This window comes from Kitasatospora sp. NPDC004272, assembly GCF_053603035.1.
In genome coordinates, this window is sequence record NZ_JBSGET010000080.1 from 24,757 (window position 1) to 38,336 (window position 13,580).

A 13,580-nucleotide genomic window follows, 5' to 3' on the forward strand; every position below is an offset into this window, starting at 1 on the left:
GCGGACCGTTGGTTCACATGGGCGTTACATAGGAGGAACAACCGGGAAACGGCGGCTTGCGACGCTACGCGGGCACCCACCACCCAAGCAGTGAGGATCACCGCGATGGCGATCAAGGCCGAGTACATCTGGATCGACGGCACGAAGCCGACCGCGAAGCTTCGCTCCAAGACCCGGGTGCTGCCGAACGCCGACAAGATCCCCACCTGGGGCTTCGACGGTTCCTCGACCAACCAGGCCGAGGGTCACGCCTCGGACCGCGTGCTGAAGCCGGTGAAGGTCGTCAAGGACCCGATCCGCGGCGGCGAGAACATCCTGGTGCTGTGCGAGGTCTTCGAGACCAACGGTGACGCGCACGTGACCAACACCCGCGCCGCGCTGCGCGAGGTCGCCGAGCGCTACGCCGGGCAGGAGGCGATCTTCGGCATCGAGCAGGAGTACACCTTCTTCAAGGGCTCCCGCCCGCTCGGCTTCCCCGAGGGCGGCTACCCGGCCCCGCAGGGCGGCTACTACTGCGGCGTGGGTGCCGAGGAGGTCTTCGGCCGCGAGATCGTCGAGCTGCACCTCGACCGCTGCATCGACGCCGGCCTGGCGATCTGCGGCATCAACGCCGAGGTCATGCCCGGCCAGTGGGAGTTCCAGATCGGCCCGGTCGACGCGCTGACCGTCTCGGACGACCTGTGGATCGCCCGCTACCTGCTCTACCGCACCTCCGAGGAGTTCGGCATCGACGCCACCCTCGACGCCAAGCCGGTCCGCGGCGACTGGAACGGTGCGGGCGCGCACACCAACTTCTCCACCAAGGCGATGCGCGAGGGCTACGACGCCATCATCACCGCCTGCGAGTCGCTCGGCGCCTCCCAGGAGAAGGTCCTGGAGCACGTCAACCAGTACGGTGACGACATCCAGTCCCGCCTGACCGGCAAGCACGAGACCGCCCCGTGGAACGTCTACTCCTACGGCGTGTCGGACCGCGGCGCCTCGGTCCGCATCCCGTGGCAGGTCGAGGTGGACCAGAAGGGCTACATCGAGGACCGTCGCCCGAACGCGAACGTCGACCCGTACGTGGTCACCCGCCTGATCGTCAACACCTGCTGCGAGGCCCTGGAGAAGGCCGGCCAGGTCTGATCCGCCCGCTGACCGCACGACGGCGCCCGCCGCTCCCCGCGAGGGGGACGGCGGGCGCCGTCGTCGTGCCGGGGTGCTCCGGCGGGGCTCAGGACAGGACGAAGCCGTGGGTGCGGCCGACCGGGACGAAACCGCGCCGGGCGTACCAGTGCCGGGGCCAGTCCTCGGCGTCGGCGACCAGGAAGCGCAGGCCGCCGGGGGCGCGGTCGGCGGCCAGCCGCAGCGCGGTGGCCAGCACGGCGTCGGCCAGGCCGCGGCGCTGGTGCTCCTCGGCGGTGGCCAGGTCCTCGATCTGGGCGGTGCCCGCGGCGTCCTGGTACAGGTCGGCCCAGGAACCGAACTCGCCGTCGGTGTCCCGGGCGGCCAGCGTCAGCACCCGCTCGGCGCCCGCCGCGCGGGCGGTGCGCCGGTTCACCAGCTGGGCGATCGAGTCGTCCGGCGCCCACGGCAGCCAGTGCCGCCACTGCCGCTCCAGGGCCGGGGCCAGCTCGTCCGGCCCGACCGGCCCGGCGCCGCCGCCGGGCGGCAGCGGCCCCCGGTGCACCATCACCAGCTCGGTCTCGTGCCGGTACCCGGCGGCCGCCAGGCCGGGGGCGAGGGCCAGCCCCGAGGCGTCGTCGAACACCGAGATCCGCCGGTGCCCCAGGTGCCCGAGCACCCGCTCGGCCAGCCCCGCCACGTCGGTCCCGCTCGGCGGGGCGTCCAGCAGCAGCTGGTTGTGCTCGTGCGAGTACGCGAACTCCGCGCTCAGCACCCCGAACCCGCCCGGCACCTCCACCACCTCGGCGGCCTGCCGCCGGGCGAAGGCGCGACGGAACTCCAGGGCGACCCGCAGGCTCTCCTCGCTCATCGGCCCATCGTAGGCCGACCGCTCCGCCCGGTTCGAGCGGTTTGTCGTACCGGCCCGCGCGGGGGCGGAAAACCCTTTCGCGCCAAGGGCGTTGGGCTGGCCAGGATCCGGCCGCGCCACCGGACGTCCCGGGGTGCGCACGCCGGACGGGGGAAGAACGGCCTTGCGCTACCTGGCGGCGGTGGTCGCGTACGAGGCCGGGATCCGGCGCGCTATGCCCGCCCGCCCGCGCCGTGCCCGCCCTGCGCCGGTGCGGCCGGCGGCCCGGCGGCCGCCGCCGCTTGAGTCTCCCCCCGGGGGAGACGGCAGGGTGGTGGGCATGGACGACGACGGGCTGCTGACCATCGGCGCGCTGGCGCGGCGTACCGGGCTGACGGTGAAGGCCATCAGGTACTACTCGGACACCGGCCTGGTGCCGTTCACCGACCGCACCGCGGCCGGCTACCGGCGGTACGGCGCCGAGGCCCTGGCCCGGCTCGAACTCGTGCGCACGCTGCGCGAGTTGGGGCTGGGACTGGACGCGGTGCGGCGGGTCCTGGAACGCGAGGAGAGCCTCGCCGAGGTAGCCCGGGCACACGCCGGTGCCATCGACCTGCGGATCCGCACGCTGCGCCGGCAACGCGCCGTGCTGCGGGCCGTCGCCGAACACGGAACCGACCCCGAGGAGACCGCGTTGATGCACCGCCTGGTCCGACTGTCCGCCGAGGAGCGCCGCCGCCTGATCGAGGAGTTCGTCGACGACACCTTCGGCACCGCCGACGCCAACCCCGAACTCGTCGCGGCGCTGCGCGCGGCCGTCCCCGAACTGCCCGAGGACCCGAGCACCGAACAGCTCACCGCCTGGGCCGAACTCGCCGAACTCACCGCCGACCAGGACTTCCGGGCCGCCCTGCGGCGGATGGCCGCCTACCAGGCCGAGCAGCGGGCCGAGGGCGACACCACCGGCCTGCACCACGAACTCACCGAACGGGTGCGGGAGGTGGTGGGCGCTGCGCTCGCCGCCGGCACCGCCCCCGGCACCCCCGCCGCTGACGCCGCGGTCGCCGGGCTGACCGCCCGCTACGCCGAGGTGTTCGGCCGCCCTGACGACGCCGCGCTGCGCGGCTGGATCCTGCGCCGCCTGGAGGTGGCCGCCGACCCCCGGGCCGAGCGCTACTGGGCCCTGCTGGCCCGGATCAACGGCTGGCCCGCCCCGCCCGGACTGGCCCCCGTGTTCGCCTGGTTCGCGGCCGCCCTGCGCGCGGCCGGATAACCGGGTGCGCGGCGCCCTAGGCTGGTCCCATGGCTGACACCGCGCCCGCCGAGGGCGACTTCACCCCGCAGGAGCGGGAGCGCGGCCGCGCGCTGCGCCGCGCCCGGCTGCCGTGGGCGCTGGGCGGGCAGTTGGCCTCGCTCGCGCTGAGCGCCGCCCTCGGGTTCACGGCCGCCGGGGCGGGCCTGGTGAGTGCCGTCGGCGGCTGGTTCGGCGGCGGCTGGGCGGCCGAGGTGCTGGCGGGCGCGGCGGCGCTGGTGCTGCTCGGACGGGTGGTGACGCTGCCGTTCTCGGCCCGGGTGCGGGCGGTCTCCGCCCGGTACGGCCTGGTCACCCAGGGCTGGGCCGGCTGGGCGGTGGACGCGCTGCGCGGCACCGGCGTCGCGCTCGCCCTGTTCCTGCCGCTCGCACTCGGCCTGTACGCGCTGATCGGCCGCTCGCCGGACCACTGGTGGCTGCCCGCCGCGGCCGCCGCCGCACTGCTGACCGTCGCGCTGTCCTTCCTGCACCCGCTGGTCTTCGAACCGCTCTTCAACCGCTTCTCCCCGCTGCCCGACGGTGAACTGCGCACCGCCCTGTTGGAGTTGGCCCGCCGCGACGGCATCGCGGTGCGCGACGTGCTGGTCGCCGACGCCTCCCGCCGCACCACCGCGCTGAACGCGTACGTCTCCGGCTTCGGCCCGACCCGGCGGATCGTCGTCTACGACACCCTGCTGTCCACCGCGCAGCCGCGCGAGATCGAACTCGTCGCCGCCCACGAACTCGGCCACGTCAAGCACCGGGACGTCGCCACCGGCACCGTCCTCGGCGCGCTCGGCGCGGCCGTCGTCGTCCCGGTGCTGGCCGCGCTGCTCGCCTGGCGCCCGCTGCTGGACGCGGCCGGCGCCGACACCGCCCAGGACCCGCGCTCGCTGCCGCTGCTGGCCGCGCTGGCCGCCCTGCTCGGCGCGCTCAGCACCCCCGTGCAGTGCGCGACCAGCCGCCGGATCGAAGCCCGCGCCGACCGGCACGCCCTCGAACTCACCGGCGACGCACCACAGTTCATCGCCATGCAGCGCCGCCTCGCGGTCGCCAACGTCGCCGACCCGTACCCGCCCCGCGCCATCGAACTGCTGCTCGCCACCCACCCCAGCACCGGCCGGCGGATCGCCGCCGCCCGGAACTGGCTCACCGCCCGGGAGGCCCGGTGACCCGCCCCCTGCTGATGCTCGACGTCGACGGCCCGCTCGCCCCGTACGTCGGCAGCCCCTACCGCCGCCCCGAGGGGTACCTCACCCACCGCGTCCCGGTGCGCAGTTGGCGCGAACGCCAGCACGCCGCCGGCATCCGCAACCCCAGGCCGCTGCGGGTCTGGCTGCACCCCGACCACGGGCCCGCCCTGCTCGCCCTGCGCTACGAGCTGGTCTGGGCCACCACCTGGAAGGACGAGGCCAACGAGCACCTCGCCCCGCTCCTCGGCCTGCCGCAACTCCCGTACGTGGACTGGCCGTCCATGCACCACGACGATCCGGACGGGCTGCACTGGAAGACCCGCCACCTGGTCGCCCACGCCGCCGGACGCCCGTTCGCCTGGGTCGACGACGAGATCGAACCCCGGGACACCGCCTGGATCGCCGCCCACCACCCCGCCCCCGCGTTCACCCTGACCGTCGACCACCGGTGCGGCCTGCGGCCCGCGGACTTCACGCTGCTCGCCGACTGGGCGGAGGTGAACGGGAGTTGAGGATCGCCACGCTGCACCGCCACCCCGTCAAGTCGCTGCTCGGCGAAACCGTCCCCCGGGCCCGGATCGACACGCACGGCCTCGACGGCGACCGCCGCTACGCCCTGCTCGACCTCACCGACGGCCGGATCGCCAGTGCGAAGGAACCCCGCACCTGGCGCCGCCTGCTCACGCTCCGCGCGGAACGGCTGGAGAACGGGGTGCGGATCACCGGGCCGGACGGCACCGCGCTCGACGACGCCGGGATCTCCGCGCTGCTCGGCCGCCCCGTCCGGCTGATCGACGAACGGCCGGCCGGCACGGTGCTGCACCGCTCGGTGCCCGAGCAGGTGCTCGCCGCCGGGATCGACGCCGAAGTCGAGCACACCGTCCAGGACTTCGGCGCGGCGGCGGAACCCGGCAGCTTCTTCGACTTCGCCCCGCTGCACCTGATCACCACCGCGAGCCTGGCCGGCACCCCCGCCGCCCGCTACCGGCCCAACCTGGTGATCGAGCACGACGGGCCGCCGTACGCCGAGAACGCCTGGGTCGGCCGCGAACTCGCCGTCGGCCCCGAGCTGCGACTGCGCGTCATCGCCGCCACGCCCCGCTGCGCGATCCCCACCCTCGCGCACGGCCCGCTGCCCCCGGACCCGGAGGCCCTGCGCCGCCCCGCCCGGGAGAACCGGATCCACCCGCTGCCCGGGATGCCCCCGCTGCCGTGCGTCGGCGTGTACGCGCAGGTCGTGGCGCCGGGGACGGTCGGGGTGGGGGACGCGGTCACGCTCCACTGAGAGCGAGAGCCCCCGCCAGGGGCTCGGGGAACGGCGAGGCCCGGTCTGCTGACGGTTCACTGCCGGAGCGCGCATCTGCTTCCGGTTCCCTTGAAGACACGCAGCAGCACGGACCTTCGATGGGCTCCGGCCGTCAGCAGCTCGGACTCGCCGTTCCCCGAGCCCCTGAACGCACACTCTGCAGGGCCTTGAGGAACGCGTCCGTGGTGGCCGGGTCGCGGACGGCGATGCGGAGCCAGTCGGGGCCGAGGCCGGGGAAGGTGTCGCCGCGGCGGACGGCGTAGCCGGCTTCGCGCAGCCGGGCGCGGACGGTGGTGGCGTCCGGGAGGCGGATCAGGACGAAGGAGGCCGCCGGGGTGCCGTGGACGCGCAGGCCGGGGACGGCGGCGAGGCCGGCCAGCAGGTGGGCGCGGTGGGCGGCGGTGGTGCGGGCGGCCTGCTCGGCCTCCGCCAGGGCCGCGGGGGCGGAGCAGATCTCGGCGGCGGCCAGCGCGGGCGTGGAGACCGGCCACAGGGGTTGCGCGGCGGCGAGCGCGCTGACCAGCGGGGCGGGGGCGAGCAGGTAGCCGATCCGCAGTCCGGCCAGGCCCCAGGTCTTGGTGAGGCTGCGCAGCACGACCACGTCGCCGGGCAGGTCGCGGACGGCGGCCAGGCTCTGGGTCTCGCCGGGGTCGGTGTCCATGAAGGCCTCGTCGACGACCAGGGTGCGGCCGGGCCGGGCCAGCTCGGCGAGGGCGGCGGCCGGGTGGAGGATGGAGGTGGGGTTGGTGGGGTTGCCGACCACCACCAGGTCGGCGTCCTCGGGGACCGCCCCGGGCAGCAGGCGGAAGCCCTGCTCCGGTGTGAGGAGGGCGCGGTGGACGGTGTGCCCGGCGTCGTGCAGCGCCGCCTCGGGTTCGGTGAACTGCGGGTGCACGACCACCGCGCGGCGCGGCCGCAGGACCCGGGCGAGCAGCACGAACGCCTCGGCCGCGCCCGCGGTGAGCAGCACCTCGCCGGTCGGGCGGCCGTGCCGGGCGGCGACCGCGGCGCGGGCGGCCGTGCCGTCCGGGTAGGCGGCGAGGTCGGCGAGGGTGGCGGCGAGGTGGGCGTGCAGCCAGGGCGGCGGGGTGCCGGTGCGGACGTTGACGGCGAGGTCGACCAGCCCGGCGGCGCGCACTTCGGCGTCGCCGTGATGGCGCAGATCGGGCTGCTGGTTCACCTGTTGTCCTCCTGGGGAGCCTGGGGGCGGGGCGGCGAGCGCCGCGGTGGCCGAGGCGGTCGCGGTGCGCGGGGCGAGCAGGCGTGCGCCGGGTCCGGCCGTGACCAGCGCGGCGGCCTCGGCGACGCTGGGGGTGCCGACCGCGGCGGCGACCCGGGCGGAGCCGCCGGGGACTTCGGCGGCGGCCAGCACGGCGGCCGGGTGGCCGGTCAGTGGGACGCCCAACTCCCGCACGGCGGCGCGCAGTCCGGGTTCGAACAGCTTGCTGTCGAGGGTGGCGGCCCGGGTGACGGCGGTGCGGTCGAGGCCGAGCGCGGCGAGGGCCGCGTCGGCGGCGCGGAGCACCTCGGCGGCGGGGGTGCCGCGCCGCAGGCCGAGGCCGAGCACCACGCCGGGGGCGCACGCCGGGGGGTGGGGTGCGCCGTCCACGTGCTGCTCGGCCCTCCCTGTCCGTTCCGTTCCGTGCGGGCCCGGTCCGGTGCCGCCGCCGGGCCGTGGGAATCCCACCATGTCGGTCCGAGCAGGGTCAATCGGGACAGCTGTGAGAAGCGTCGCCCGGCTGGCCGAAAAGCGCCGGGGAGCCGAAGTTGCACAGCCAACCGTTCGCCTGTTCTTCACGTCGGGCGGCATTCGTCCGTCACGGAGGCGGCCCTAGCGTTTCCGGCGCTCCACCACCCTTGTCCCGTACATTGCTTCTCCCCGGAGGACTTCCGCCATGTCCGTTCAGCTCAGCCGTCGTGCCAAGCGCCGCCTGACCGCGATCGGCAGCACCGTCGCCCTCACCGCCGCCTCGCTGGGCCTGTGGGCCGCGACCGGCTCCACCGCGCAGGCCGCCGCGCTGCCCACCCCCGACCACGTGATCGTCGTGGTGATGGAGAACCACGCGTACAGCCAGGTCATCGGCAGCTCCAGCGCCCCCTACCTGAACAACACGCTGAAGGCCGGCGGCGCCAACCTGACCCAGTCCTACGGCCTGACCCACCCGTCGGAGCCGAACTACTACATGCTGTTCTCCGGCTCCAACCAGGGCCGCACCGACGACAGTTGCGTGGGCGTCGGCTCGAAGAGCGCCGCCAACCTGGCCTCCGAGCTGATCGAGGCCGGCAAGACCTGGGGCTCCTACAACGAGGGCCTGCCCAGCCAGGGCTCCACCGTCTGCTCCAACTCCAGCACCAAGTACGCGCAGAAGCACAACCCGTGGTTCGGCTTCTCCAACGTGCCGACCAACACCGCGTACACCATGGCCCAGTTCCCGACCGACTACACCACGCTGCCGAAGGTCTCCTTCGTGGTGCCGAACCTGTGCAACGACATGCACGACTGCTCGGTGACCACCGGCGACACCTGGCTCAAGAACAACCTGGGCGCCTACGCGACCTGGGCGCAGACCCACAACAGCATCCTGATCGTCACCTTCGACGAGGACAACAGCCTCTCCGGCAACCGGATCCCGACCGTCGTCTACGGCCAGCACGTCACCCCGGGCTCCAGCAGCGCCACCACCTACAACCACTACAACGTGCTGCGCACCCTGGAGGACCTGGCGGGCCTGAGCACCCACGCGGGCAACGCCGCCTCCGCCGCCGACATCACCGGCATCTGGAACTGACGCCTGATGTACCTCGCGGACGCCCGCTCCACCAAGAGTGACCGCGCCGCGGACGCCGCCCCGGACTCCGGTCCGGGGCGGCGCCCCGCCGCCGCCGTCACCGCCGCCGTTCCCGGCACCGTGCTCGCGCTCGGCGCGGTCAGCCTGGTCACCGACGTCTCCTCCGAGATGGTCAGCGCGGTCCTGCCGCTGTACGTGGTCACCGCGCTCGGCCTGTCCCCGCTGGGCTTCGGCCTGCTCGACGGCATCAACAACGGCGTCGGCGCGCTGGTGCGCCTGCTCGGCGGCCACCTCGCCGACCGCGGCGGCCGCGGCCACAAACTGGTCGCCGGACTCGGCTACGGCCTGTCCGCGCTGTGCAAGCCGCTGCTGCTGCTGGTCCACACCCTGCCGCTGATCAGCGGCGTGCTGGCGGTCGACCGCACCGGCAAGGGCCTGCGCACCGCGCCGCGGGACGCGATGATCTCGCTGGCCACCGCCCCCGAGCACCGCGGCCGGGCGTTCGGCGTGCACCGCGCGATGGACACCACCGGCGCGCTGATCGGCCCGCTGCTGGCCTTCGCCGTGCTGCGGATCGCCGACGACCGGGCCGAACGCTCCAGCTACGGCGCCGTGTTCACGGTCTCCGGCTGCGTCGCGGTGCTCGGCGTGCTGCTGCTGGTGCTGTTCGTCCCGGGCCGGATCACCCGGGCCGGCCTCCCGGCGGCCGACGCCGCCGCGCCGAAGCCCACGCTGCGCGACGCGCTCGCCCTGCTGTCCCGGCCCGCGCTGCGCCGGCTCACCCTGGCCGCCGTGCTGCTCGGCCTCACCACCGTCAGCGACTCCTTCCTCTACCTGCTGCTGCAGCGCGAACTCGACCTGCCCGCGCACCTGTTCCCGCTGCTGCCGCTCGGCACCGCCGCGGTGTTCCTGCTGCTGGCCGTCCCGCTCGGCCTGGTCGCCGACCGGATCGGCCGCCGCACCCTGTTCCTGCTCGGCCACGCCGTCCTGCTCTGCGGCTACGCGGTCGTGCTGTCCCCGCTGGACGGGGTGCCCGCCGCGACGCTGGTCCTGCTGCTGCACGGCACCTTCTACGCCGCCACCGACGGCGTGCTGGCCGCCGCCACCGCCGCGACCGTCCCCGACGGCCAGCAGGGCGCCGGCCAGGCCCTGGTCGGCACCGGGCAGGCGCTGGCCCGCTTCGCCTGCTCGCTGGCCTTCGGCGCCGCCTGGTCGCTGTGGGGCCCCCGCCCCGCGCTGGCCGTCACGGCGGCCGCCCTCGCCGTCACCGCCCTCGCCGCGACCCGGCTGCTGCGCGACCCGGCGGCCGCCACCGGCCCCGCCGCCTGACCCACTGCCCGCCCCACTGCCCGACCCGCCGCCTGACGTCCCGCCACTGCCCCCACCCGCCCGCACTTTCCACCCGGAGGGCCTCCCGATGACCGCTCCCGCCACCGCCGACCCCGTCTCCGAGCAGGCGCCCGGACCCCGGCCGGACGGCACCTCCCCGCTACGCCGCAAGCTGCTGGTGCTGCTGGTCGCCGTGCTGCTGCTGGCCGGGGTCGGCACCGGCACCGTGTGGTACGCCGCGCAGCGCTCCGACCGCCGCGACCAGGAGCAGGCGGGCGGCCCGCCGGTCAGCGAGGGCCCGCTCTCGCTGGACGCGGCGGGCGGCCGCCGACTGCTGCTGCGCAACCTGGCCTGGGGCCCGCACCGGGACGAGATCGCCTCGGTGTCCGCCGACGCCCCCGACGGCCCGCGCACCGCGTCCGGCGTCAAGTGCCTGCGCTTCCACGCCGCCGCGGGCACCGGCATCTGCCTGCAGGCCGAGCACGGCGCACTGGACGACACCTACCACGCCTCGGTGCTGGACTCCTCGCTGCACGAGCTCAAGCGCTTCCCCGCGCCGGGCATCCCGACCCGGGCCCGGGTCTCGCCGTCCGGGCACCTGGTCGGCTGGACGGTGTTCGTCAGCGGCGACTCGTACGCGGGCACGAACTTCTCCACCCGCACCGCGATCGTCGACACCCGAACCTGGCAGTTCTACGACAACCTGGAGAACTTCCAGGTGATCGAGGACGGACACCGGGTCCAGGCGTCCGACGTCAACGTCTGGGGCGTCACCTTCGCCGACGACGGCACCTTCTACGCGACGGTCGCCACCGGCGGCCGGACCCACCTGGTCAAGGGCGACCTGGCCGTCCGCACCCTCACCACCCTGCACCAGAACGTCGAGTGCCCCTCGCTCTCCCCGGACGGCACCCGGGTCGCCTACAAGAAGCGGGTCGAGGGGGCCGACCCGGCCGCCCCCTGGCGGCTGTACGTGCTGGACCTGGCCACCATGACCGAGACCGCGACCGCCGAGCAGCGCAACATCGACGACCAGGCGCTGTGGTCCGACGACCACACCCTGCTCTACTCGATGCCCGGCGACTACGGCTCCGACCTGTGGACCGTCCCCGCCGACGGCACCGGCACCCCCGCCGTCCTGGTCCGCTCCGCGGTCGCCCCCGCCTACCTGGGCTGACGTCCGGCCGCGGGGAGGCGGAGCCCCGGGCCCCTGGCCGCGCTTCCCGCTGACCGGCCGTCAGGCGCGGCGGGTGCGCCAGCGGTCCATCATCCGGGCCAGCTCCACCCGCAAGAAGCCGAAGAACTCCAGCGACTCGGCGAGCCGCCGCCCCGCCGGGGTGTCCGGACCGAGTGCCTCGATGCCCTCGACCAGGCCGGTCTCCCAGCGGGCCAGGGTGCGGTCCCGGTTGGTGGTGGCCTCGTACCAGACGTGGTCGTGGATGCGGTAGTGGTCGCGGCGGGAGCCGGGCTCGTGCTCGCGGCGGACCAGGTCGACCTGGACGAGGTAGCGGACCGCGCCGGACACCGCGGCGGGGGAGACCCGGAGCAGCTCGCCCAGTTCGGCGGAGGTCAGCCGTCCGGAGTCGGAGGTCAGCAGCGCGGTGAACACCCGGGCGGGCATCCGGGGGAACCCGGCGTCCACGAGCACGGCGGCGAACCGCTCCACGAACTCGCCCACCACCGCCGGATCCCGCTGCCCGACCCCGTCCGTCCCGACCCCGTCCGTCCCGCCCACGCCGCCCGCCTTCCGCCGTCCCGCACACCCCTGACACCGCGAAGATCCAGGGCTTTCAGTAACTTCACGAATTTGTGAAACCAGAGTAGCTTCGGTCTCATGACAACCGCGATCTCGGTGTCCGGCCTGGTGAAGACCTTCGGCCGCACCCGCGCCCTGGACGGCTTGGACCTCACGGTCGAGCAGGGCGAGGTCCACGGGTTCCTGGGGCCCAACGGCTCCGGCAAGTCCACCACCATCCGGGTCCTGCTCGGCCTGCTGCGCGCCGACTCCGGCACCGCCGCCCTGCTCGGCGGCGACCCCTGGCGGGACGCGGTGCCGCTGCACCGCCGACTCGCCTACGTCCCCGGGGACGTGACGCTGTGGCGCAACCTCTCCGGCGGGGAGGCGATCGACCTGCTCGGGCGGCTGCGCGGCGGACTGGACCCGGCCCGCCGGGCGGCGCTGCTGGAGCGCTTCGAACTCGACCCGACCAAGAAGGGCCGCACCTACTCCAAGGGCAACCGGCAGAAGGTCGCGCTGGTCGCCGCGTTCTCCTCCGACGTCGACCTGCTGATCCTGGACGAGCCGACCTCCGGACTGGACCCGCTGATGGAGGAGGTGTTCCGCGAGTGCGTCGTCGAGGCCCGCGACCGGGGCACCACCGTGCTGCTCTCCAGCCACATCCTGTCCGAGGTGGAGGCCCTGTGCGACCGGGTCTCGATCATCCGGGCCGGCCGCACCGTGGAGACCGGCACCCTCGCCGACCTGCGCCACCTCACCCGCACCTCGATCGACGCCGAACTGGCCGGCCCCCCGCCCCGCCCCGACTACGTCCACGACCTGGCCGTGGACGGCCACCGGCTGCGCTGCCAGGTCGACACCGACCGGCTCGGCACGCTGCTCACCGAACTCAACGCGGTGGGCGTGCGCACCCTGGCCAGCCGCCCGCCCACGCTGGAGGAGCTCTTCCTGCGGCACTACGAGAACGGCGGCGAGAGCGAGGGCGGGAGCGGCGGCGGGAGCGGTGGCGGGGCCGACGACGGGAACGGCGGCGGGAGCGGGGGCGGCCCCGGCGGCGAACCCACGGCGGCGGTCGTCCGATGAGCGGCCGGGTCCTGAACGCCCCCGCCGCCACCACCCCCGCCGCCCCCGGCGGCCACGACCTGGCGGGCACCGGCGTCCTCTACCGCCTCGCCCTGCGCCGCGACCGGATCGCCCTGCCGGTGTGGGTGTACGTCGGCACCGGCATGGTCGCCTCCACCGTCTTCTCCTTCCGCAAGCTGTACGGCGACGAGGCGTCCCGGCGGACCTTCGCGGCGGGCATCGACGGCAACGGCTCGCTGCGCGCCCTGTACGGCCCGATCTTCGACGGCTCCACCACGGGTGGGCTGACCGCGTGGCGGATGGGCGTGTTCGGGGCGGTGCTGGCCGGGCTGATGTCCACCCTGCTGGTCGTCCGGCACACCCGGGCCGAGGAGGAGGACGGCCGTCTGGAGCTGATCGGCGCGGGCGCCGTCGGCCGCCGGGCCCCGCTGACCGCCGCGCTGGCCGCCGCGCTCACCGCGAACGCGGCACTGGCCGCGCTGGTCGCCGCCGCCCTGCTGGCGGCCGGTCAGGACGCGGCCGGCGCGGTCGCCTTCGGCCTCGCGCTCGGCTGCACCGGCCTGTTCTTCGCCGCGCTCGCCGCCGTCACCGCCCAGCTCGCCGAGACCGGACGGGCCGCCAACGGACTGGCGGGCGCGGCGATCGGCACCGCCTTCGTGCTGCGCGCCGTCGGCGACTCGGGCGCGGGCACCGGCTGGGTCGGCTGGCTCTCCCCGCTCGGCTGGCCCGAGCAGGTCCGGGCGTTCGCCGGGAACCGCTGGTGGGTGCTGCTGCTCCCGCTGGCCGGGGCCGCCCTGCTCGCCGCGCTGGCCCGGGCCCTGGTCGCCCGCCGCGACCTGGGCGCCGGGCTGCTCCCGCAGCGCCCCGGCCCGGCCGCCGCCGCCCCCGGCCTGG

General features: G+C 75.2%; 12 protein-coding genes and 1 pseudogene. 10 read left to right on the top strand and 3 right to left on the bottom strand.

The window, feature by feature from the left end; translation table 11 throughout:
• The first annotated feature begins 105 nt into the window (after positions 1-105).
• On the top strand, positions 106-1,128 hold the full coding sequence (gene glnII, locus ACWEO5_RS23565; protein WP_452164274.1) for a glutamine synthetase GlnII: 1,023 nt from the start codon (positions 106-108) through the stop codon (positions 1,126-1,128).
• 88 nt (positions 1,129-1,216) lie between these two features.
• On the opposite strand, the gene ACWEO5_RS23570 is transcribed toward glnII, so the two are convergent.
• Entirely contained in the window at positions 1,217-1,978 is a 762-nt protein-coding gene (locus tag ACWEO5_RS23570; protein WP_344552313.1) for a GNAT family N-acetyltransferase, read from the bottom strand.
• 319 nt (positions 1,979-2,297) lie between these two features.
• Between ACWEO5_RS23570 and ACWEO5_RS23575 the strand changes: the two genes are divergently transcribed.
• The 4 genes from ACWEO5_RS23575 to ACWEO5_RS23590 are packed head-to-tail and all read left to right on the top strand — an operon-like array spanning position 2,298 to position 5,726.
• On the top strand, positions 2,298-3,230 hold the full coding sequence (locus ACWEO5_RS23575) for a MerR family transcriptional regulator (RefSeq protein ID WP_452164275.1): 933 nt from the start codon (positions 2,298-2,300) through the stop codon (positions 3,228-3,230).
• Positions 3,231-3,259: 29 nt separating this feature from the next.
• Entirely contained in the window at positions 3,260-4,420 is a 1,161-nt protein-coding gene (locus tag ACWEO5_RS23580; RefSeq protein WP_452164276.1) for a M48 family metalloprotease, read from the top strand.
• On the top strand, positions 4,417-4,953 hold the full coding sequence (locus ACWEO5_RS23585) for a hypothetical protein (protein ID WP_452164277.1): 537 nt from the start codon (positions 4,417-4,419) through the stop codon (positions 4,951-4,953). The genes ACWEO5_RS23580 and ACWEO5_RS23585 overlap by 4 nt, the downstream gene beginning before the upstream one ends.
• The gene (locus ACWEO5_RS23590; protein ID WP_452164278.1) at positions 4,950-5,726 is read left to right on the top strand and encodes an MOSC domain-containing protein; all 777 of its coding nucleotides are present in this window, start codon (positions 4,950-4,952) and stop codon (positions 5,724-5,726) included. Before ACWEO5_RS23585 ends, ACWEO5_RS23590 begins: the two co-directional genes overlap by 4 nt.
• 133 nt (positions 5,727-5,859) lie before the next feature.
• On the opposite strand, the gene cobC is transcribed toward ACWEO5_RS23590, so the two are convergent.
• Positions 5,860-7,356, bottom strand: coding sequence for an Rv2231c family pyridoxal phosphate-dependent protein CobC (cobC, locus tag ACWEO5_RS23595; RefSeq protein ID WP_452164279.1), 1,497 nt, complete (start codon positions 7,354-7,356; stop codon positions 5,860-5,862).
• A gap of 286 nt (positions 7,357-7,642) precedes the next feature.
• On the opposite strand from cobC, the gene ACWEO5_RS23600 reads away from it, so the two are divergent.
• From ACWEO5_RS23600 to ACWEO5_RS23610, 3 genes are all read left to right on the top strand, one after another.
• Positions 7,643-8,536 carry an alkaline phosphatase family protein gene (locus tag ACWEO5_RS23600; protein WP_452164280.1) on the top strand — a complete coding sequence of 298 codons (894 nt, stop codon included), beginning with the start codon at positions 7,643-7,645 and terminating at the stop codon, positions 8,534-8,536.
• Positions 8,537-8,542: 6 nt separating this feature from the next.
• Positions 8,543-9,865: an MFS transporter gene (locus tag ACWEO5_RS23605; protein ID WP_452164281.1), complete on the top strand. Its 1,323-nt coding sequence runs from the start codon at positions 8,543-8,545 to the stop codon at positions 9,863-9,865.
• Between the two features lie 88 nt (positions 9,866-9,953).
• A complete protein-coding gene (locus ACWEO5_RS23610) occupies positions 9,954-11,042 on the top strand; it encodes a TolB family protein (RefSeq protein ID WP_452164282.1) in 1,089 nt (362 codons plus the stop codon).
• Between the two features lie 60 nt (positions 11,043-11,102).
• On the opposite strand, the gene ACWEO5_RS23615 is transcribed toward ACWEO5_RS23610, so the two are convergent.
• Entirely contained in the window at positions 11,103-11,600 is a 498-nt protein-coding gene (locus ACWEO5_RS23615) for a GbsR/MarR family transcriptional regulator (protein ID WP_452164283.1), read from the bottom strand.
• 99 nt (positions 11,601-11,699) lie between these two features.
• Between ACWEO5_RS23615 and ACWEO5_RS23620 the strand changes: the two genes are divergently transcribed.
• Together ACWEO5_RS23620 and ACWEO5_RS23625 are read left to right on the top strand one after the other, a co-directional pair.
• Positions 11,700-12,686 carry an ATP-binding cassette domain-containing protein gene (locus ACWEO5_RS23620; RefSeq protein WP_452164284.1) on the top strand — a complete coding sequence of 329 codons (987 nt, stop codon included), beginning with the start codon at positions 11,700-11,702 and terminating at the stop codon, positions 12,684-12,686.
• Positions 12,683-13,580, top strand: a pseudogene (locus tag ACWEO5_RS23625) (ABC transporter permease); the annotation flags it as partial. The gene ACWEO5_RS23620 and the pseudogene ACWEO5_RS23625, both read left to right, overlap by 4 nt.

Coding starts and splice junctions, on each gene's coding strand:
- ACWEO5_RS23605 (WP_452164281.1), top strand. CDS start 8,543: ATGTACCTCGCGGACGCCCGCTCCACCAAGAGTGACCGCGCCGCGGAC.
- ACWEO5_RS23620 (WP_452164284.1), top strand. CDS start 11,700: ATGACAACCGCGATCTCGGTGTCCGGCCTGGTGAAGACCTTCGGCCGC.
- ACWEO5_RS23600 (WP_452164280.1), top strand. CDS start 7,643: ATGTCCGTTCAGCTCAGCCGTCGTGCCAAGCGCCGCCTGACCGCGATC.
- ACWEO5_RS23610 (WP_452164282.1), top strand. CDS start 9,954: ATGACCGCTCCCGCCACCGCCGACCCCGTCTCCGAGCAGGCGCCCGGA.
- ACWEO5_RS23580 (WP_452164276.1), top strand. CDS start 3,260: ATGGCTGACACCGCGCCCGCCGAGGGCGACTTCACCCCGCAGGAGCGG.
- ACWEO5_RS23570 (WP_344552313.1), bottom strand. CDS start 1,978: ATGAGCGAGGAGAGCCTGCGGGTCGCCCTGGAGTTCCGTCGCGCCTTC.
- glnII (WP_452164274.1), top strand. CDS start 106: ATGGCGATCAAGGCCGAGTACATCTGGATCGACGGCACGAAGCCGACC.
- ACWEO5_RS23575 (WP_452164275.1), top strand. CDS start 2,298: ATGGACGACGACGGGCTGCTGACCATCGGCGCGCTGGCGCGGCGTACC.